The sequence below is a fragment of the Paenibacillus sp. 1182 genome (assembly GCF_017833915.1).
GTDB classification, from domain to species: domain Bacteria; phylum Bacillota; class Bacilli; order Paenibacillales; family Paenibacillaceae; genus Paenibacillus; species Paenibacillus polymyxa_D.
The window spans coordinates 245,527-263,624 of sequence record NZ_JAFICR010000011.1 but is presented as its reverse complement, the minus strand read 5'-3'; the positions used below and the strand labels follow the sequence as shown (position 1 = coordinate 263,624).

General features: G+C 45.1%; 20 protein-coding genes. 2 read left to right on the top strand and 18 right to left on the bottom strand.

Annotation, left to right across the window (positions count from 1 at the left end):
• Positions 1–509: 509 nt before the first annotated feature.
• The 15 genes from JOD82_RS21695 to uptA form a co-directional block, all read right to left on the bottom strand.
• Positions 510–1,388: a nucleotidyltransferase-like protein gene (locus JOD82_RS21695; protein WP_081317598.1), complete on the bottom strand. Its 879-nt coding sequence runs from the start codon at positions 1,386–1,388 to the stop codon at positions 510–512.
• 111 nt (positions 1,389–1,499) lie between these two features.
• Positions 1,500–3,218, bottom strand: coding sequence for a glycosyl hydrolase family 18 protein (locus JOD82_RS21690; protein WP_069012010.1), 1,719 nt, complete (start codon positions 3,216–3,218; stop codon positions 1,500–1,502).
• A 184-nt stretch (positions 3,219–3,402) separates the two neighbouring features.
• Positions 3,403–3,834 (bottom strand): Fur family transcriptional regulator, encoded by a 432-nt coding sequence (locus tag JOD82_RS21685; RefSeq protein ID WP_029517193.1) that lies wholly within the window; start codon positions 3,832–3,834, stop codon positions 3,403–3,405.
• Positions 3,835–3,942: 108 nt separating this feature from the next.
• Positions 3,943–5,346 (bottom strand): DUF4097 family beta strand repeat-containing protein, encoded by a 1,404-nt coding sequence (locus JOD82_RS21680; RefSeq protein ID WP_029517192.1) that lies wholly within the window; start codon positions 5,344–5,346, stop codon positions 3,943–3,945.
• A 7-nt stretch (positions 5,347–5,353) separates the two neighbouring features.
• A complete protein-coding gene (locus tag JOD82_RS21675) occupies positions 5,354–6,007 on the bottom strand; it encodes a hypothetical protein (protein ID WP_069012013.1) in 654 nt (217 codons plus the stop codon).
• A gap of 83 nt (positions 6,008–6,090) precedes the next feature.
• Positions 6,091–6,804 (bottom strand): MgtC/SapB family protein, encoded by a 714-nt coding sequence (locus tag JOD82_RS21670; RefSeq protein WP_029517190.1) that lies wholly within the window; start codon positions 6,802–6,804, stop codon positions 6,091–6,093.
• Positions 6,805–6,899: 95 nt separating this feature from the next.
• Positions 6,900–7,361 carry a GNAT family N-acetyltransferase gene (locus tag JOD82_RS21665; RefSeq protein WP_029517189.1) on the bottom strand — a complete coding sequence of 154 codons (462 nt, stop codon included), beginning with the start codon at positions 7,359–7,361 and terminating at the stop codon, positions 6,900–6,902.
• Positions 7,362–7,490: 129 nt separating this feature from the next.
• A complete protein-coding gene (gene gatB, locus JOD82_RS21660) occupies positions 7,491–8,936 on the bottom strand; it encodes an Asp-tRNA(Asn)/Glu-tRNA(Gln) amidotransferase subunit GatB (RefSeq protein ID WP_069012008.1) in 1,446 nt (481 codons plus the stop codon).
• Between the two features lie 26 nt (positions 8,937–8,962).
• Positions 8,963–10,420, bottom strand: a complete 1,458-nt coding sequence (gatA, locus tag JOD82_RS21655) for an Asp-tRNA(Asn)/Glu-tRNA(Gln) amidotransferase subunit GatA (protein WP_023990257.1) — start codon at positions 10,418–10,420, stop codon at positions 8,963–8,965.
• 27 nt (positions 10,421–10,447) lie between these two features.
• Positions 10,448–10,735, bottom strand: a complete 288-nt coding sequence (gatC, locus tag JOD82_RS21650; protein ID WP_013311910.1) for an Asp-tRNA(Asn)/Glu-tRNA(Gln) amidotransferase subunit GatC — start codon at positions 10,733–10,735, stop codon at positions 10,448–10,450.
• Positions 10,736–11,039: 304 nt separating this feature from the next.
• A complete protein-coding gene (locus JOD82_RS21645; protein WP_025675434.1) occupies positions 11,040–11,426 on the bottom strand; it encodes a hypothetical protein in 387 nt (128 codons plus the stop codon).
• 80 nt (positions 11,427–11,506) lie between these two features.
• Complete coding sequence (locus JOD82_RS21640; RefSeq protein ID WP_069012007.1) at positions 11,507–11,716, bottom strand: hypothetical protein; 210 nt, start codon at positions 11,714–11,716, stop codon at positions 11,507–11,509.
• Between the two features lie 241 nt (positions 11,717–11,957).
• Complete coding sequence (locus JOD82_RS21635; protein ID WP_069012005.1) at positions 11,958–12,587, bottom strand: MBL fold metallo-hydrolase; 630 nt, start codon at positions 12,585–12,587, stop codon at positions 11,958–11,960.
• A gap of 3 nt (positions 12,588–12,590) precedes the next feature.
• Entirely contained in the window at positions 12,591–13,160 is a 570-nt protein-coding gene (locus JOD82_RS21630; protein WP_029517186.1) for a thioredoxin family protein, read from the bottom strand.
• A 1-nt stretch (position 13,161) separates the two neighbouring features.
• Positions 13,162–13,776 (bottom strand): undecaprenyl phosphate transporter UptA, encoded by a 615-nt coding sequence (uptA, locus tag JOD82_RS21625; protein WP_029517185.1) that lies wholly within the window; start codon positions 13,774–13,776, stop codon positions 13,162–13,164.
• Between the two features lie 145 nt (positions 13,777–13,921).
• Between uptA and JOD82_RS21620 the strand changes: the two genes are divergently transcribed.
• Positions 13,922–14,245 (top strand): hypothetical protein, encoded by a 324-nt coding sequence (locus tag JOD82_RS21620; protein ID WP_029517184.1) that lies wholly within the window; start codon positions 13,922–13,924, stop codon positions 14,243–14,245.
• Positions 14,246–14,325: 80 nt separating this feature from the next.
• Here JOD82_RS21620 and JOD82_RS21615 read toward each other — a convergent pair whose 3' ends face one another.
• Both JOD82_RS21615 and JOD82_RS21610 read right to left on the bottom strand, forming a co-directional pair.
• Complete coding sequence (locus tag JOD82_RS21615; RefSeq protein WP_069012003.1) at positions 14,326–15,540, bottom strand: class I SAM-dependent methyltransferase; 1,215 nt, start codon at positions 15,538–15,540, stop codon at positions 14,326–14,328.
• Complete coding sequence (locus JOD82_RS21610; protein ID WP_069012001.1) at positions 15,527–16,183, bottom strand: DUF6483 family protein; 657 nt, start codon at positions 16,181–16,183, stop codon at positions 15,527–15,529. The genes JOD82_RS21615 and JOD82_RS21610 overlap by 14 nt, the downstream gene beginning before the upstream one ends.
• Before the next feature lie 394 nt (positions 16,184–16,577).
• On the opposite strand from JOD82_RS21610, the gene JOD82_RS21605 reads away from it, so the two are divergent.
• Positions 16,578–17,144, top strand: coding sequence for a pyridoxamine 5'-phosphate oxidase family protein (locus JOD82_RS21605; protein ID WP_069011999.1), 567 nt, complete (start codon positions 16,578–16,580; stop codon positions 17,142–17,144).
• A gap of 154 nt (positions 17,145–17,298) precedes the next feature.
• On the opposite strand, the gene JOD82_RS21600 is transcribed toward JOD82_RS21605, so the two are convergent.
• The gene (locus tag JOD82_RS21600) at positions 17,299–18,093 is read right to left on the bottom strand and encodes an alpha/beta fold hydrolase (protein WP_029517180.1); all 795 of its coding nucleotides are present in this window, start codon (positions 18,091–18,093) and stop codon (positions 17,299–17,301) included.
• Positions 18,094–18,098 lie beyond the last annotated feature (5 nt).

Here is an 18,098-nt window from a genome sequence, read left to right as displayed (position 1 = left end):
TATTAGGCACGCCGCCAGCGTTCGTCCTGAGCCAGGATCAAACTCTCCATTAAAGACCAACCGAAGCTGGTTTATAGAAAGAGCGATAAGCTCATGTTGAAACTGACGAGATAAAAAATATCTCTTGTTTGATTTTGCAAGCAAAATCGTTTTACTCACTCGTTGTTCAGTTTTCAAAGATCAAACCTACATAACGTCTTACTTTGTTTCACCACCGCGTCTCAGCGGCGACTTAAATAATGTAACACATAACCTCATTTTTCGTCAAGCTTTTTTTTGAAAACTTATTTTTTCCGCTTGATGCAACACGTTTATCCTGCTTTAAACAGTTCAAAACTATTCATGCTGCTTAATGGGGCGAGTTATAACTTATCACATATTTTATATACTCGTCAACCTAAATTAATAATTTATATTTTTTAACTATTTATAAATACTAGATCATGTGCAAAAAAAGGAAGAAAAGTCGGTTTAACAACCTTTCTTCCTGACAAATCAACCCCTGTACATCAAATAAGAGAGTAACGCAGTTCACGATTTTGCCCGCGATCCCTAAAATCCCCGGCAGCTGTTTCTCTAATAAGTGATCGATATACCAGTTTACGGAGCACGACGGTAAGATCCAATTGGAGATTCTTTAGCTCAGGATGGTTAATAAGTTCATTTATAGACCAAGGTTCCCGTCTGCTGCCTAATATACGGAATAGCGGAGAGGAGCACTCCTCCATTTTTGACATAACTGAAAATTCACAAGCAAGCAGTACTAGTTCAACCCGTTGTTCCAAGGTTTCCGTACTTAATGTGAGTTCGTTATACAGTTTGTCAATTGTTCGATCCAGAGGCTGTACCTGAACCCATAAGTGAACCTTTGGATAAATCCCCCGTTCAATGAGTTCAATAGATGCCCAATGATCCAATGCTTTCAGAACACTTTGATAAGCGTCAATGATCCGCCCTTCTCGCACCGCTCTTTTACCATGAACGTAATTGACCAGAAAGCGGGAGAACTCATGAAATCGCTTCTGCTCCCGCAGTGGATCGTTAAACTCAACAATTTCCTGTCTTAAAAAACGAACCCTGTCATCCCTTTCCCAGACAATACGCCCTTCTAGCACATAATCTATAATGTTGGCTTGTTCACCAGCGATAATCCATTCCTTCAGACAACTGAGCGTTGCGTACAACACTTGGCATCTTAAACCATTCATAAATAAGTGTTGAATAGAACGGACTGGCTTGGTGCCTTCTCCAATAATTAGAATAAGTTCATCAAAGTCATACAACATTGAACCGTGAAAATACTCTCCCGGTTTTCTGTACGAAATAATACCTATTGAATCCTCCTGCAACAATTCATCATATATCAGGTTTAATTTGGTTAGCTGCACTTCTCCCTCCATACCTGCAAGGCGGCTATGACCGCAAATTGGATATTTGGATACATGTGATCATTTCTACATAAATAAGAAACTTCCTTCTTCAATTGTAATTTTTTTATCTTATTCACTTATTTTTTTCAGTGTTATCCAAGCGTCTTTATCTGCAAAGCTTCGATTCCACACACCAATTCCTCCGAGCTTCAGCGATTTGGCAAGTTCTACTCTTGCCTTCAGAGATACCTGATCCTCCAGCCAAATCTTTTTGACTACGCCGTCTTCTGTATACTCGACATAATTCTGGCCTTCGGAAGCTCTAAACTTGGGCTTCAACTTAAATTGGGCTATGATATTGGCTGCTGACTCCATACCAAGTGATTTGGAGGTGACCTTAATCTTCCCTTCTTTGGGAGTCTCGGACCACACGCGAGTATATAATGGAATACCTAAAACCACTTTTTGAGACGGCACTTCATCTTCCCGAATAATTCGCTTAATTGACGCTTCCGTCCATGGTAACGAGGCGACGGAACCAGCTTTTGGACTAGCCGCCCAATGCTCATCATACGCCATTACCATGAGATAATCTGTTATAGTCCCCAATGCTTTTCGATCCAAAAAAACAGACCACATCTCACTTTGAGATTTAGGCGTAACATCAATGGACAGTATCAAATCATGTTCCCGAGCCATCGGTTTAAGTTCACGCAAAAATTGGGTGACATTGGGGCCATCCTTTGTATGAACATTTTCAAAGTCGATATTAATACCGTCCAGATCATTTTGTTGAGCAAGTGAAATCATCTGATCTACAATCGACTTTCGACGTTCAAAGGTAGACAAAGCTTCTGTTGTTAGTTCGGGATTAAAACTGTTGCTCAACAACCCCCAAACCTCCATACCCTTGCGATGTGCCCAGCTGACATAAGAAGGATCCGCTTTGCTTTCTACAGTGCCCTCATGATCGACGACACTGAACCACGTAGGGCTCACCACATTTACTCCAGGCATAGGATCAAACTTGGAAGGATCGGGCTTGCGATTATAGACGGCTTCCCAAGCGAGATTCACTGGTCTCCCCTCCCAATGCTTCTCCGATATGGACAAATCGTCCTTAACCGAAGGAATCACAAGCTCTTCTCCTTCAGCGATATGGTCTGATTTAATGTATCCTGCATAGCCATTGTCTAACTGCACAAAATACCAATCACCCTGTTGGGACCAGATACGTACTTTCGTCCGCTGAGGTACATCTGTCAAAATAAAAGATAGGCTAGAGGCTTCTTTACGTAAGGCAATTCTAGCATCCTGTTGCCCATCCTTCTTTTCTACATTACCCAGCCTGACCTTCTCGCCGGCCTTCATCAAGATAACGGCACCCGTTACAGAGTCTTCGTGTATAGAAACGCCGTATACTTCACGTACAGCCTCTATCGGGATATATACCTCTCCACTGATCACCTGGGGGGCTGCGCTCAGCGCATATGTTTTACCATTCAATTCCCCTTGTGCCTTCGAAACCTTCATATAGAGCAAGCTTTGTCTCGTCGCCATAATGACGGTTTGGCTGTCATCCTCATAGCGAACCGAAGGATCAATTTGACTTTGCACCAATTTAAGCGGCATCAGCATGTTCTTGCCGGAGCTTTGAGCTTCATACCCAGTCAACTTGCCCTGCATAAAAATAGGACGGACACTGCCCTGCCAATCGGGTTTCTCATGAAGGGGATTACCAAACCATACGACAGTAATTGCGCATATAATCGCTGCAAATAATAGCAGGCTTGCCGCTCCTTTGAATCGTGAACGTTTACGGCGGCGTCTGGAATGATTTCTGGCCAATATTGAACCTCCATTGTATGAACTTTGAATTCCGTATTTTGTAACCTCAACAGATTACTTGAAACAAAAGTAAAGTGATTTAAACAAAAAAACGCGGTAAATCCCCGCTTACGGAGAATTGCTCACGTTTCCAATCCATTACAATATATACATACCGCACAAAAAAACTCTATTCCTTGTTTCGTTACGTTTGTTTGTTACTACAAGTTTTGCATACTCCGTGTAACTCCATACGATGTCCATGCACTTCGAAGCCTGTTTCCAACGCAGCATGACGTTCCACATCAGCCAAATAGGGATAACTGAAATCTTCAATTTTTCCGCATTTTTCGCAAATGATGTGATAGTGCTCCGAAATATTGGCATCATAACGACTGGCGTTATCTCCATAGGTCAACTCATGTACCATACCCGCTTCTATAAACATCTTTAAGTTATTATAAACCGTAGCCACACTCATACTTGGAAACTTGGACTCAAGCGCTCGATATATTTCATCTGCAGTCGGATGCCCCATGGTTTCCATCAAATAGTTTAATATGGCATGACGCTGGGGTGTTATGCGTACACCTGTCTTCTTTAGAAGTTCCAAAGCATGCTGGACGCGTGCTGCCATATATGTCCACCGCCTTATCCCTTACTTACGATCCTATCAATTACCACGCATCTATTTACAACTTACTTCTAAACCTACTCACATTGTACGGTCTACTCAAGTTTCTTGTCAACGCGCCGTATTGTCGCCGGATGCTCCTATAGAGGTATCTGTCTCGGGAGCTCTAGGTTCAGCCGGAGAGATTTCAGATGTATCGGGCGCAGTCGTACCCCCGGAATCTTCCAAGTCGGGTAACGACGGCATCAGTAACTTTTTAATGGTTAAATTACTGTTGCCCTCCACGTTGATCGCATACTTGCCTGTCCCGTTTTGGCCTGAAATACTTTTACTGTCTATTTTAAATGGAAAATCGGATTGAAGATTACCATAACTGCTTGAACCCTCTAACTGAAAATCTCCATTCGACGGAAGATCCAATACGATATCACCGACAGCACTGTATATTTTCCAATCTCCGCTCACCTGTTCGCTATGCACTTTGATAGAGCCATTAAGCGAATTAGCATTCAGCTTGGCTGTAGAATTCAACACATTCATGTCCCCATTCTGAGTATCAACAGTGATATCTCCTTCCGAACGAGCAAGCTGAATGTCACCTACCATGGTATGTAGTGTGACAGCTCCCTCAATATCGCCTGCCTGCATGTCGCCTCGGTTCGTGCGCACATCCACATCTCCAGAAATCCGATGCAATTTAACCTGACCGTTCAGCGTGCCTCCCTTGACATTGCCGATAGCGTCATTAACGATGAGATTTCCATTACCGCTCTCGAGTCTAATGCTGTCAATAGCATCAACTCCATTCAAGGTAATATTCCCGTTGGAGGTTCTAATCTGCATATTGAACCGTCGGTCCTCAGGCACGGTGATCAGCATGTTCACACGGGGCTGACGTTTGCTTGATGCTCCGTATGACTGTGCCTCCGGACGAATCTGGATAGTCTTGCCGTCGGTAGAAGTCAGTGAAGAAGCTTGAGCAATCTTGTCCGCTTCGGCAGCAGGCGCTTGATCCACCCATAGAGTCCCTCGTACCTCTATATTGGACACAGGTCGTCTGATCAGTGTTACATCACCATTAACCGAATCAACTATTAAATCGGACGTCTGCATAGTTACAGGTACCAGCACACCACCCATATCATACCGATTCTCTTTAGCCTGGCTAAAATCCATAGAGGCTGACGTCAGATTGAGACTGACCCGATTCCACAGATACATATAATGATTTTGCTGGGTCACGATAAAAACCGAGGCTGCCACTACCAAAGCGGACAGAATCCCCTTTAGGTCAGGTCTGAATCGCCTTCCATTGTCAGACTTGCCTTCTTTCCGAAAGTACACAGCAAAAAAAATTAGATACTCCAGTCCCCAAAGCACGAAGATTACGGGCCACCAAACGAGGAGTTGAAGCATATATTCAGTATTTTGAAACACATCTACAATAAGCAAAATGCCTACAGCCATCAACAGAAGCGAAGAGGTGTAGCGCCCGACTCTTATTTTACGGTGCACGCCAGCTTCACCCTCTTTCTTTCAACTTTTTACGCTTAAAGGTCAGAAGGGCTTCCCTTAGAAAAAGGAATAAACCGATCATCATTAATAAAATAGCCAGCGTAAGGAATCCATAATCCTCAAAGAAATTGCTCAACCAGCGAGGTTTCATGCGAAACAAAATCATAAGCCCACCGCCTGCCACCATCAGCACAGCAAAAGCAAAGCCTCTCTCCCACGTATAAAAAGGACTACTTTGCTGGCCTCTAGCATCCATTCGTACATAACGATCGGGCTTACGTCGATAGCGAACCATATAATCTGCAGACTGTAAGACATCATATACATTATAAAAATATAAAACAGGTATGAACAATCCAAGCAAAATAAGTAATGGAATGTTGATCCTTAAGCCGTCAGAGGAAACATACAGCATCGCAAAAATATCTAGCAGGAGCAATACAATAAAACTAAGCCCCCTGATAAACAGTCCTAAAAAAAGATGTCCTAGTCCGGGTAACAATGCCGCCATGATAATGGCAATCACTTTGCGAAATTTAGCGTATTTTAGACGCTTCCCCTGTCTGGGCTGTTCCCGCTGTTCCGATGCTTGTAGCTGTCCAGCCTCTCCAGACGGTAACGGTTGTTCCGAGTTCATGCCATCCTCCCCTTTGAATCCCATACGTGGTTCCGCTGAAAAACATTTCAATGCTTACATAGTACCCCAATCAGATTTAAGAGTAACTGTTAAAAAAAGGTACCCTATTACTCAACAGAGACTGCAGCTATATCTTCCCATTGTCGTAAATCTGCTGCAATACGTACAGGATTAAAATCATGACGGGCCAGCACCTCTAGGGAAACCTCCATACTCTGCCGATCTGGATGTAATTCGTGAAATGGGACATTTTCATGTTCTTTAATCATTATTTTACGTATTTCCACTTTTTCTTGCTCTAAATAAGTCGAAATCTGATCCAGCAATCCGTGAGAGGCCAATCCGTACAATGTAATAAGATGGCGCTTGCGTCCACGCATATACCGAAGTTCAACTTTGTTAAACACCCATAAATTTAAAAATACGAGCACTGTCGCCGCTATAGATGGGAAATAAAACCCTGCTCCAACCCCAAGGCCAATAGCAGCCACGACCCAAATGGAAGCCGCAGTCGTTAGTCCGGTAATGGATTTACCTGTGAACATAATCGTTCCTGCACCCAAAAAGCCTACGCCAGTGATCACAGCGGTAGCCAAACGAGCGGGATCTATGCGTACATTAGCTTCTTTAATAAAATCGGCAAAGCCGTAAATGGAGAGTAGCATAATCAGCGTCGAACCAAGGCTGACCATAATATGAGTCCTCAAACCAGCTGCGTGATTGGAACGCTCGCGTTCAAACCCAATGAATCCACCGAGAAGCATGGACAGTAAAAGCCGTAAAATGATATGTGAATCGTCTATAATCCACGGATTATTCATTCGAGTCTCTCCTCCCGGTTATGTCGTGCTTCCCACTCCGGGTGCGCGGTTTGTGGGCTTATGTGCATTTTTAATGTCAATTTGATACCTCAATGCTATTCCACCTTATGCAGATGGTAGGTAGTTAATTCCACGCCTGGAGCGACCTCAGCCGCAGATACGGGACGAAAGCCATGTTTTCGATATAACGCCACCGCAGGAGTATTTAGAGTTCCTGTAGAGACGATAAACAACGGGATATTTTGATATTCATTCAAAACATGCTTCATTAAAGAATCTGCAATGCCTTTACGAAAATGATCTGGGTGAACCATCATACGTGTAAGGGTAAGCGAATCGGGCGATTCGGACTGCACAGCCAGTGCTCCTAGCAATTCACCGTCCTCCAGCCACCCATAAAAAGACTCTCCACAGCTTCTCAGCGTATCCAATGTATCCATCAGTGGAGGAATTTCATCAAACCCAATCAGCTCAGCTTCCAGCCTATAGGCAACATGCTGTAGACGCCATATCTGACTGACGATATCATCATCTTCCAATGAACATAGGGTAACCATGCTGTTTTCCCTCCTAAGGAAACTCATAAAATGCCATCAGGTTCTAAAGCTTGTTCGCGCCAACCATTCTTAGCGGCTATGCAAAAGGGGCCTGTCCCTAAAAGACAAGCCCCTGTCAAATCTATGCCATTAGCGGTTCAGCACTTCCGTCAGCAACTTATTAGCAAGGCCAGGGTTTGCCTTCCCCTTGCTCTCCTTCATCACTTGACCGACTAGGAAGCCGATGGCCTTTTGCTTGCCAGCTTTGTAATCCTCGACCGATTGCGGGTTAGCTGCTACAACTTGTTCGACAATTGTAAGAATCGCACCCTCATCACTGATTTGTACAAGCCCTTTTTCTTCGACAATTTGCTGTGGCAGTTTATCACTTTCCAGCATTTCCTTGAAGACCGTTTTAGCGATTTTGCTATTGATCGTTCCCTTCTCCAGCAGTCCGATCATTTCACCCAAGCCCCGACCGGTCAATTTAACCTGCGACAGTTCAATACCGGCACTGTTCAAATAACCGAGTAGATCCCCCATAATCCAGTTGGATACTGCTTTGGCATCCTTGGTGAATTGAAGGCTATCCTCGAACAAATCGGCCAATGGCTTGGAGGACGTAATCACCTGGGCATCATACTCAGGTAATCCATATTCGGAAGTGTAGCGTGCTTTACGCTGGTCAGGCAATTCAGGAATCGAAGCACGGATGCGCTCTTTCCATTCCTCGTCTATATGAAGAGTAACGAGATCCGGGTCTGGGAAATAACGATAGTCATGGGCCTGTTCTTTACCACGCATGGATAAAGTTTTACCTTGTGCTTCATCCCAACGACGTGTCTCCTGTACAATTGTTCCGCCTTCGTCCAGCGTCTGCTCCTGCCTGAACTGCTCATATTCCAGTCCGCGCTGTACGCCACGGAAGGAGTTCATGTTTTTCAGTTCCGCTTTAGTTCCTAGCTCTTTTTGTCCATGCGGACGAAGACTGATATTCGCGTCGCAGCGAAGTGATCCTTCCTCCATCTTCACATCGGATACGTCACAATACTGCATAATGGCACGTATTTTTTCCAGATAGGCCTTGGCTTCTTCCGGCGAAGATATTTCCGGTTCCGAAACGATCTCGACCAATGGTGTGCCGACCCGATTAAAATCGACCAAAGATGCGTAGCCACCATCAACATGTGTTAATTTCCCTGCGTCCTCTTCCAGATGCAGTCGAGTAATACCGATACGCTTTGTCTCACCATTCACTTCAATATCAATCCAGCCATTTTCGCCAATGGGTTGATCGTATTGTGAGATTTGGTAGGCCTTAGGTGAATCGGGGTAAAAATAGTTCTTGCGGTCAAACTTGCTCACATCAGCAATGGTGCAATTCAGCGCCATTGCTGCTTTCATCGCATAATCAACGGCCTGACGGTTCAATACCGGCAATACCCCTGGATGACCGAGACAGACCGGACATGTATGAGAGTTGGGTGGTGCTCCGAAGGATGTCGAGCATCCACAGAATATTTTAGACTTCGTATGCAATTCCACGTGCACTTCAAGTCCGATGACCGTCTCATACTTGGATGTAGTTGTAGACATGAATAGGTTCCCTCCTTTTTGGCAAATTACAGCTGCGGACGCTGCTTGTGAAATTCGGTATTTTGTTCAAAAGCATGAGCTACGCGTAGCACGGAAGACTCGTCAAAGGCTTTTCCGATGATTTGTAGTCCGACTGGCATTCCATCCGCTAGACCACACGGAATGCTAATGGCTGGCACACCAGCCAAGCTCACCGGAATCGTCAAAATATCGTTCAAATACATTGTTAATGGATCGTCCACTTGCGAGCCGATTTTGAAAGCAGTTGTCGGTGCAGTAGGTCCGATAATCACATCATATTGTTCAAATACACGATCAAAATCCTGTTTAATCAGTGTGCGCACTTTTTGAGCTTTCAAATAATAAGCATCGTAGTACCCAGAGCTGAGCGCATAGGTACCTAGCATAATCCGACGCTTCACCTCAGGACCAAAACCCTGCGTACGGGACTGATGGTATAGATCAAGCAGGTTGTCTGGATTGTCAGAACGTACACCATAGCGCACGCCGTCAAAACGTGCCAGATTGGATGACGCTTCGGATGAAGCCAGCAGGTAGTATGTCGCAACCGCATATTCCGTGTGTGGAAGAGATACCTCTTCCCATACAGCGCCCAATCCTTCCAGCGTTTTCAGTGCATCCAGCACCTTCTCCTTGACCTGAGGATCGACGCCCTCACCAAGATACTCTTTAGGCACAGCGATACGTAGTCCTTTTACATCCCCGGTTAAAGCGTTCAAATAATCAGGAATGTCTACCTTTGCAGAAGTGGAGTCCTTCTGGTCATAACCTGCAATGGCTTGTAGGACATAGGCCGAATCCTGAACATTTTTAGTAATGGGTCCAATTTGGTCTAAAGAGGAGGCAAAAGCCACCAGTCCAAAGCGGGATACTAGACCATAGGTTGGTTTCAGGCCAACTACTCCGCAGTAAGAAGCGGGCTGGCGAATGGAACCCCCTGTATCCGAGCCGAGCGTGAAATAAGCCTCACCCGCTGCAACAGCCGCAGCCGAGCCGCCACTGGAACCACCGGGAACACGTTCTAAATCCCAAGGGTTACGTGCAGGGAAAAAGCTGGAGTTCTCGTTAGAGCCGCCCATGGCGAATTCGTCCATGTTCATTTTACCGAGTGTCACGGTTTGCGCTGCGCGTAACTTGCTAACAACTGTGGCATCGTAAACGGGATCAAAATTTTTCAAAAACTGACTGCCACATGTTGTACGCAGCCCTTCTGTCACAATATTATCCTTAATGCCAACTGGCAGGCCAAACAACAACCCTCTTTCCTCTCCGGAAATCAGTTGATCATCCAGCTGACGTGCGGATGCACGGGCCTGTTCCTCGTCAACGGTAATATAAGCTCTGATCTTGTCTTCCCGCGCACCAATTGTCTCCAGAGCGTGTCCTACCAGATCACTCACGGAAATTTCCTTTTGATGCAGCTTGTTATGTATCTCGGGCAATGTGTTATTGAACAAGCTCAATTTGCATCCTCCTTTCAAATATGAGATCTATTCCAGAACAGCAGGAACCTTAAACTGTCCGTCTTCTTCTTCAGGTGCATTGCGCATCACTTGCTCATGTGTCAAACTTTCGCGAACTTCGTCGTCTCGCATGACATTGCTGACGTGCAGCACATGAGTGGTCGGCTTTACCTGCTCCGTATCCAGCTCATTCAGCTTCTCCGCATAATGGAGAATGGCGTTTAATTGTCCTGTCATCGTTTCTTCCTCAGCCGCGGTCAGATTCAACCTGGACAGCTTGGCTACGTGACGGACATCTTCCGTGGAAATGTTCATACAAAACCCTCCTCATGTATATGAGGATTTTGCAAAAAATCCAATAAGCGACTGAAATCGAATTTTGCAAAATCCTGATATTAAAAAATGCTGCACCGAACTTTGAAATAACGTTTTTAATTATAGGATAGAACCCTTTACAATTCAATCTTTGACGCGGTACAGAAGCAAACTGCACTTCGATGAGGTAAATGTTGCTAAAAGAATATAAAAAAAGCACCTTTCGGTGCTCTTTCGTGAAAACTATAGGAGCTGAGATTGTGCCCTTTATATATTCTTAAAAAGAATCGACCGTAGCCGACTTCTATATCCAAGCACGCAAATTGACTTGTCTGATAAAATCAGCCTGTGACAACAACTCCGCCGCGGTTTCTTCTTCCTCAGTCTCTACCGAATCAATACCACCGTTCATCACATGCATGAACAGTTGCTCATTATGGGTAGCAAGGGCGTAATCTATCAGCGCTTCACGCTCAATCCGCTCGGCTTCCAGCTTGAGAATACTCTCTTCCAGCTCGATGTCTCCGGATGGTACAAAAAAATTGCGGTTCACCTTCGGTACGCGAATGACATAGTCAAAAGCATTGTCCGCATTACGGTCGTAAGCAATGATATAACCATGTTCGCCCACAGGAAGATTCTGCTCAAAAGCATCCGCGACGATCATAATTCTAGCTCCTAAATGATGCATCGTTAGCCCCCCCGTTTGTCTGAACTTATCTGCTAAGTCTACTAAAAAAAAAGTAGCTTGTCTATATCATCTATGTATCTTCATAATCGACCGTCTCCACGTCCCAACCTGTGTTCATTCAGCCTCACATGCCAGTTTTGTGTAGGGATTCCGCCCCGTCGTTTCACCTTTTTCCAAGTTATGATCTTCGGCTCGGAATCTGCCACAGAATCTTCAATATCTATTATATTGGGAACCCGGAAACTACCTCCAATCTCACGTTGTACCCCATATATATGTTTTCTTTTCATTCTTGCTCCCCCTTGTGATCTGACGGCCTCATGCCTCTTTATCCTCTTAATGGGCAAAAAAAAGAACGCAAACCGGGATTCATCCACAGCTTGCGTGCTTCGCGAGTTTAGTATGTAACTTCAATAAATTTATGTTAACAAAAATAAAAACCTTTGTCTATACATAATTTATAATTTGTTGTCGAAATGGGGCAAAACCTGTCACACCTTTGATTTTGCCCCTACTGAACATTCATCACATTTACCGGATATACGGATTGTTAGCTTTCTCATAACCGATGGACGTTTTGGGACCGTGACCGGAATAGACTGTAACGTCATCTCCGAGTGGAAACAATTTGTTCTGAATAGAATCGTATAGATCCCGTTCGCGGCCGCCCGCCAGATCCGTGCGTCCAACGCCCTGACGAAATAGCACATCCCCGGAAAAAAGATCTTTGCCGCATAAAAAGCTGACACTTCCGGGTGAATGGCCCGGTGTATGGAAAACCCGGAACGTGTGACCGATCAGGTTCAATTGTTGACCTTCTGCCAAGTCATATTCGGCTGGTTCCGTCGAGATCGGAGGGGATGCCTCTGGCCACATCAAGGAGCCATTCAGCTTAGGAGATGTAAGCCAGTCTTGCTCCAAGGCGTGCAGATAAACCGGGCAGTCTTTGGCATTGCGAATCTCCTCTACTCCTCCGATATGGTCAAAATGGGCATGCGTCAGCAGGATAGCTTCAATCGTCAGTGGCTCAATGGCTCTCAGCAAAGGACCCGGATTCATCCCTGGATCAATAATAACAGCGCGCTTCGGATCATCTCCTTGAAGCAAATAAGCATTCGTCTGGAGCGGGCCGAGATTAAAACTGCGAATAGATAATGTCATAAGTTAAAATCCCGAGATCAGCTCGCGTAATTCCTGAACAATTACAGGATGGACCTCGGTTCCCTCCCCATATTTTCCAGCCATTTCTTTACGAGCAACTGCGATTTTTTCTTGATAATCATCGGCTTCCCGATCTGGATTTTCACGTTTGAATGCGATCATAATTTGTTGAACATGTGCAGGGCGTGGTCCCCAGTGGCCAAGTACATGACCTCCCGTATCCGCAAAAATCACAATCGGCACAGCACGTCCGCCCATTGTCAGGAAGTCGTCCATCAGCGCCTGATGATTTTCCAGAATCAATACTTCGGTTGGAATCCCGCTATTCTCCAACGCGCGGAACACAACTGGCACATTGCGTACTACATCCCCACACCAGTCGGCAGCCAATATAAGCACACGCAGATCATCACGATGGTTCAGGCTTTCAAAAAACTCCCGATCCTCTTCGCTGCTCCACACAAACTGATCGTATCCAGAGCGGAAGGCTTCTTTGTTCTTTTCCATGCCCTCCATAAATTGTTCAGGACTCAAGCCCTTTCCGAAATATTGCGATACGTTAGTACGGCTCATGTTATACACTTCCTTTTTTGTTTTTGGCTACAATCCATTTGATAACAAAATAAATGATCAAGAGCGCAAGAGCAACCAGCAAAATCGGTTTGATGTAAGGTGCTGCCACTTCGTCAATTTGTTCCCACTTGTCTCCCAACAGCATACCTAAATATATAAACAAAACAGACCAAGGTATAATCGCCAGCGTTGTCAAAATAATAAAGCGCCATACGTTCATTCGAGCCAACCCGGCAGGGATTGAGATCGCGTGACGAACAACAGGGATAAAGCGAGCTGTAAAAATGACCCCTGTGCCATATTTATTGAACCAGGCTTCAGCGTGGTCAACATGACTTTTTTTGATGAGTATGTATTTCCCATACTTATCTAAAACGGGTCTGCCGCCATAGCGTCCAATCCAGTAAATGAACAACTGGGCCAGCACCCCGCCAATCGTTCCAAACACGACTGCGCCAAAAAAATTAATATGACCCGAGGACACTAAAAAACCGCCATAAGCGAGGACTATTTCACTTGGAATGACCTCCACCATCAAGCCTAGCATAATACCAAAATACCCAAGACTACGAATGATCTCAAACAAATAATTAATGATACTAGATATTTGGTCCATCTCTCTTCCCACTCCCTGCCTGTTTCTCTATTTTCATTTAGTGTATCACAGCGGCAGAACAAGTCGCCACTTCGTCCAAAAAGGGAAGTCAGTGACCCCGGATCCTCTGCCCGCATAAGTTGTGAGAGAGAGGAGGGGGTACAATATGCCTCCCGGCAAATTCCCCAAACATGACAATTCACAATCCCGATTACCCACGGCTCGTGGTATCCGCCGCGCATGTACCAAAGAGTTGTATCGAACCTGCAAACGTCTGCCTGTTCACATTGCTCCTGATCTGGTCAAGCAGGGCGAAGAACTATACTGCCGCAAGGTCGTCGGACACCTTATCTGGATTGCGGAAAACCATAGTAATCGCAAACTACTGTGCGACTGGTGGGATGAAGATGTCAGCGAGGAGCTCGCGGCATTGTGGAAGGTGGATCGCGATGTCTTGTGCACCGCTTTTAGAAATGCCTATGGCGGATAGATGTTTGTGTACTGCAATCATGAACTGTGAACTACAAAAAAGTGGAGCCACCCCGCAGTGGCTCCACTTTTACTATATTCCTAGCTATGTGTCTGCTTTTTCCCCGCTCCTTCGGGAAGCAAGTCCGCACAAGCGCGTTCCAAATAAGGATCAGCATGAATAAAATCCCGAAATGCTGTGTATTCACGCCACAGAACGGATTGTTCTCCCGCTTGCCCTTTGACGGCACGAATCAGAATATTTTTAGGTGTATGCTCCATGTCGATAAATTCCAATAGCTGTGTCCGATATCCCATCATATCCAGCAGTTTGGCCCGGATTCCATCCGTTGCCAGTGCAGAAAAACGCTCCTTTAAAATGCCGTGGGAAAGCAACGGCTCCAATACCGGATTTTCCAGTTGGTTAAACAGCTCATGCTGGCAACACGGAACCGACAAAATGACGGAAGCACCCCAGCGAACAGCCTTTTCCAGCGCCGCATCTGTTGCAGTATCACAAGCGTGCAAGGTAACAACCATATCCACCTGTTCCAGTTCGTTATAGTCTGCGATATCACCGACCAGAAACTCCAACTGTCGATATTGCAGCTTTTGAGCCAGAACATTACAGGCTTCAATGACATCTGCCTTCAAGTCCAAACCAACGATCTGCAATGGTCGCTTTTGCTGTACAGCCAAATAGTGATACAACGCAAAGGTCAAATACGATTTGCCACAGCCAAAATCCACAATCGTCAATGGGCGGCCTACCGGAAGGCTAGGTAATACATCCTGCACCATTTCGAGAAACCGGTTAATTTGACGAAACTTATCATACTTGCGGGCCAGTACCTTACCATCCTCATTCATAATCCCCAGCTCAATCAGGAAAGGAATTCGTTCCCCTTCTTCGAGCACATATTGCTTTTTGCGATTATGAGACAGGTCGGCTTTACTTTTGCTCGGTGACTTTGTCAGAATGGATACTTTATATTTTTTACTGATCAGCACTTGGTAGTCTGCATCCTTGGCGCATAAAAGTCCTTGGCGGAACGTGTCCTCAAACAAGGCAGTCATACGCTCGTTAGCTTCGTCAGGGATCAGATTTTCATGAATGACTTTGTTGCTGTAATGAAAAGCAAACTGGTAATGCAGTTTGTTTTTCAATTCTACAGGTTTAATTTGTACTTTAGTAAAAGAAGCATCCTCCCGTTTGCGAAGCTGACTCAGCGTCGCTGTTATGAGGGATCCTCCCGTGGTCAATTGGTATATAAGTTCGCGCAGTGAATCCAAAAGGTACATCTCACTTTCTTTCATGTAATTGGGTGATCTCGGTCAAACCCTCGGTGACTTCCTGGCGTGAAATTCCACCCAGCTCCAGCTCTGCATTGGTCTTATCCAGTAATTGACTATAAAACGTCTCCGCTTCCGCTAGCAGCTCTGGCTGCTCCCATGCCAATCCAAACCAGACATCGGCGGCTTCGTCCAACCTGTTTTCTCGCTCGTAATGAACAGCCAGCAGCTTGCTGGTTTCAGGGGGGAGCTCATATTCGCGCACCAGCTTCACGATACACGCTATTCGTTCAGGCAGGACCTGCAGATCACGAGTCGCGCCATTCGTATCGCTGTACAAATATAAATGAAGAGATTTCATCAAGATTCGTATACCTTCGTCTGTTCTGCTGGTTTCCAGGTAAATCGCGGCTTCTTCCTCCAAAATGCGAGCCACCTGCTGAAGCTTATCCGCTTCAATTCCAGGGCCCAATCGGAAAAGCTCAATAATTTGTTCCGGCGGCAATCGTCTGAGCAGATCTGAACGAAGACGAAACTGCTTGTTGAGCAGGTCATCTAGCTGTTTCAGCGCTTCGATGTGTTTATTTTCGCGCCTAAGACCGAGCACCGATGCTACTGCGGATGTCAATTCTTCCATCATACTGAGCAAATAGTCTTTTCTAAGCAAGCCGTTCCCTTCCTTTCATCCCGATGCCTAGACAACCAGAAACTTCTGTCTTCTGATTGTATGACATCCTTGTCTAAAAGCCAAATGCCACCGCCATGCCGCAATTTCATTTAACACAATTACAAATACTTTATAGCATCAAAGATTCGACACTCAGAAATCACGTATGGCACGTAACATTCCGTTAGTACAGTGTTTTGTAGCCGATCATGGACTAACGAAATAGAGTATTTGAAAATTTGATATTGATTCTCCGTTAGTCTCGTGTTATTTTTGTTTCATTCGAAACAAAAATAATCTTTATTATTTATTGATTCATATAATAAAATAAAATATTTATTTTCATTCGAAACAAAATTATGCATTGATATTTTACAGGGGAGGACGTTTAAGTATGGGAAAAAAATTCAGTGCGATACTACCGGAATATAAAGAGTTCATACAGCGACAGCATATTTTCTTTGTAGGATCAGCACCGATATCCGAGACGGGGCATGTGAATATTTCCCCCAAGGGATATGATTCCTTTCGTATTTTGTCAGATCAGGAGGTAGCCTATCTCGACTTGTCGGGAAGTGGCAACGAAACAAGTGCGCACATTATAGAGAACGGACGGGTAACCATCATGTTCTGTGCATTTGAAGGCGAGCCCAGTGTATTAAGACTCTATGGTACTGGCACAGTCGTGTTGCCCAATACAAAGCGTTGGAATGAGCTGTATCCTCTCTTTAATCCACTTCCTGGAGCAAGACAAATCATAGTAGTTGATGTTCATATGGTGCAGGATTCATGTGGTTTTGCAGTTCCCTTCATGACTTACACGAGCGAACGGGAAAAGCTGAAGGACGTGGCGATTCAGATGGGCGAAGAAGTACTTAAAAAGTATGCATACGAGAAAAGTTTAGAGAGTATTGATGGTTTGCCGACGGCGTTTGCCTTGAACAAAAATAATATGACTTAGGTATTCTGCACATTAACCGATATGATACAACAAGTCAGCAAAATTCAAATAAACTGAATGTATAGTGACCACATCTAAAAACAATTTGCATACAAGAAACCGGAACCTTCTGACGATCACATCAAAGGGTTCCGGTTTTTGGGCTTACCTTAGTCTACTTTTTCAAGTTTTGCTCCAAAAACGCCAAGATAGCATTAGCTAATAGCTCCGGTGCCTCAAACAGGCTCATGTGACCTGCTTCCGGCAGGGTAACCTGAGTTACTCCGGCCCGATCTGTTGTAAACGTCCGCGCTGGAGGAACCGCCTGATCCTGCTCCCCCGCTACTAAAAGAGCTGGCAAGGCAGAAGCCGACAACACATCCCGTCGGTCAGGACGCTCGCGCATAGCCAATGATGCTCCTACAGCTCCTTGCGGAGGTGTTTTGTAGCCAATTTCTTTGACTTTAAGTAATTGGCTGGACATCGACTCCACATGATCAGGAGCAAACAGTCCCGGTACGAGTCCATCTACAAAGTTGGTAATCCCCTCCGTTTGGATGGTAGATACAGCCTTGTTACGCTTTTCTTTACCTTCGTCCGTATCTGCATAAGCTGTGGAATGAATCAGTCCAAAGGCTGTAAGGCGCTCTGCATGTCTTTGCACTGCCGAAAGGGCTAAATAGCCTCCTAGGGAGTGACCAAACCAGGCAGCCTGAGGGATGTCCAATTGTTCTTGAAGTTTAAGCACATCATCTGCCATTTGATCAATCGTATAGGCTCCTAGTGGAGCATCGCTGCGTCCGTGTCCACGCAAGTCTGGAACAATACAACGATAGCTTGGGGACAGCAAGGGAACAACCTCATCCCAATAGGAGGAGCTTCCGCAAAATCCGTGCAATAGAATGATCGGATCTCCTTTTCCCTGTTCGGCATAGCAGATCGTCGTTCCTTCGCATAATACCTTTTCCATGTGGA

Coding starts and splice junctions, on each gene's coding strand:
- JOD82_RS21685 (WP_029517193.1), bottom strand. CDS start 3,834: ATGGCAGCACGCGTCCAGCATGCTTTGGAACTTCTAAAGAAGACAGGT.
- JOD82_RS21675 (WP_069012013.1), bottom strand. CDS start 6,007: ATGGGATTCAAAGGGGAGGATGGCATGAACTCGGAACAACCGTTACCG.
- JOD82_RS21670 (WP_029517190.1), bottom strand. CDS start 6,804: ATGAATAATCCGTGGATTATAGACGATTCACATATCATTTTACGGCTT.
- JOD82_RS21665 (WP_029517189.1), bottom strand. CDS start 7,361: ATGGTTACCCTATGTTCATTGGAAGATGATGATATCGTCAGTCAGATA.
- gatB (WP_069012008.1), bottom strand. CDS start 8,936: ATGTCTACAACTACATCCAAGTATGAGACGGTCATCGGACTTGAAGTG.
- gatC (WP_013311910.1), bottom strand. CDS start 10,735: ATGAACATTTCCACGGAAGATGTCCGTCACGTAGCCAAGCTGTCCAGG.
- JOD82_RS21645 (WP_025675434.1), bottom strand. CDS start 11,426: ATGCATCATTTAGGAGCTAGAATTATGATCGTCGCGGATGCTTTTGAG.
- JOD82_RS21640 (WP_069012007.1), bottom strand. CDS start 11,716: ATGAAAAGAAAACATATATATGGGGTACAACGTGAGATTGGAGGTAGT.
- JOD82_RS21635 (WP_069012005.1), bottom strand. CDS start 12,587: ATGACATTATCTATTCGCAGTTTTAATCTCGGCCCGCTCCAGACGAAT.
- JOD82_RS21630 (WP_029517186.1), bottom strand. CDS start 13,160: ATGAGCCGTACTAACGTATCGCAATATTTCGGAAAGGGCTTGAGTCCT.
- uptA (WP_029517185.1), bottom strand. CDS start 13,776: ATGGACCAAATATCTAGTATCATTAATTATTTGTTTGAGATCATTCGT.
- JOD82_RS21620 (WP_029517184.1), top strand. CDS start 13,922: ATGCCTCCCGGCAAATTCCCCAAACATGACAATTCACAATCCCGATTA.
- JOD82_RS21615 (WP_069012003.1), bottom strand. CDS start 15,540: ATGAAAGAAAGTGAGATGTACCTTTTGGATTCACTGCGCGAACTTATA.
- JOD82_RS21605 (WP_069011999.1), top strand. CDS start 16,578: ATGGGAAAAAAATTCAGTGCGATACTACCGGAATATAAAGAGTTCATA.
- JOD82_RS21600 (WP_029517180.1), bottom strand. CDS start 18,093: ATGGAAAAGGTATTATGCGAAGGAACGACGATCTGCTATGCCGAACAG.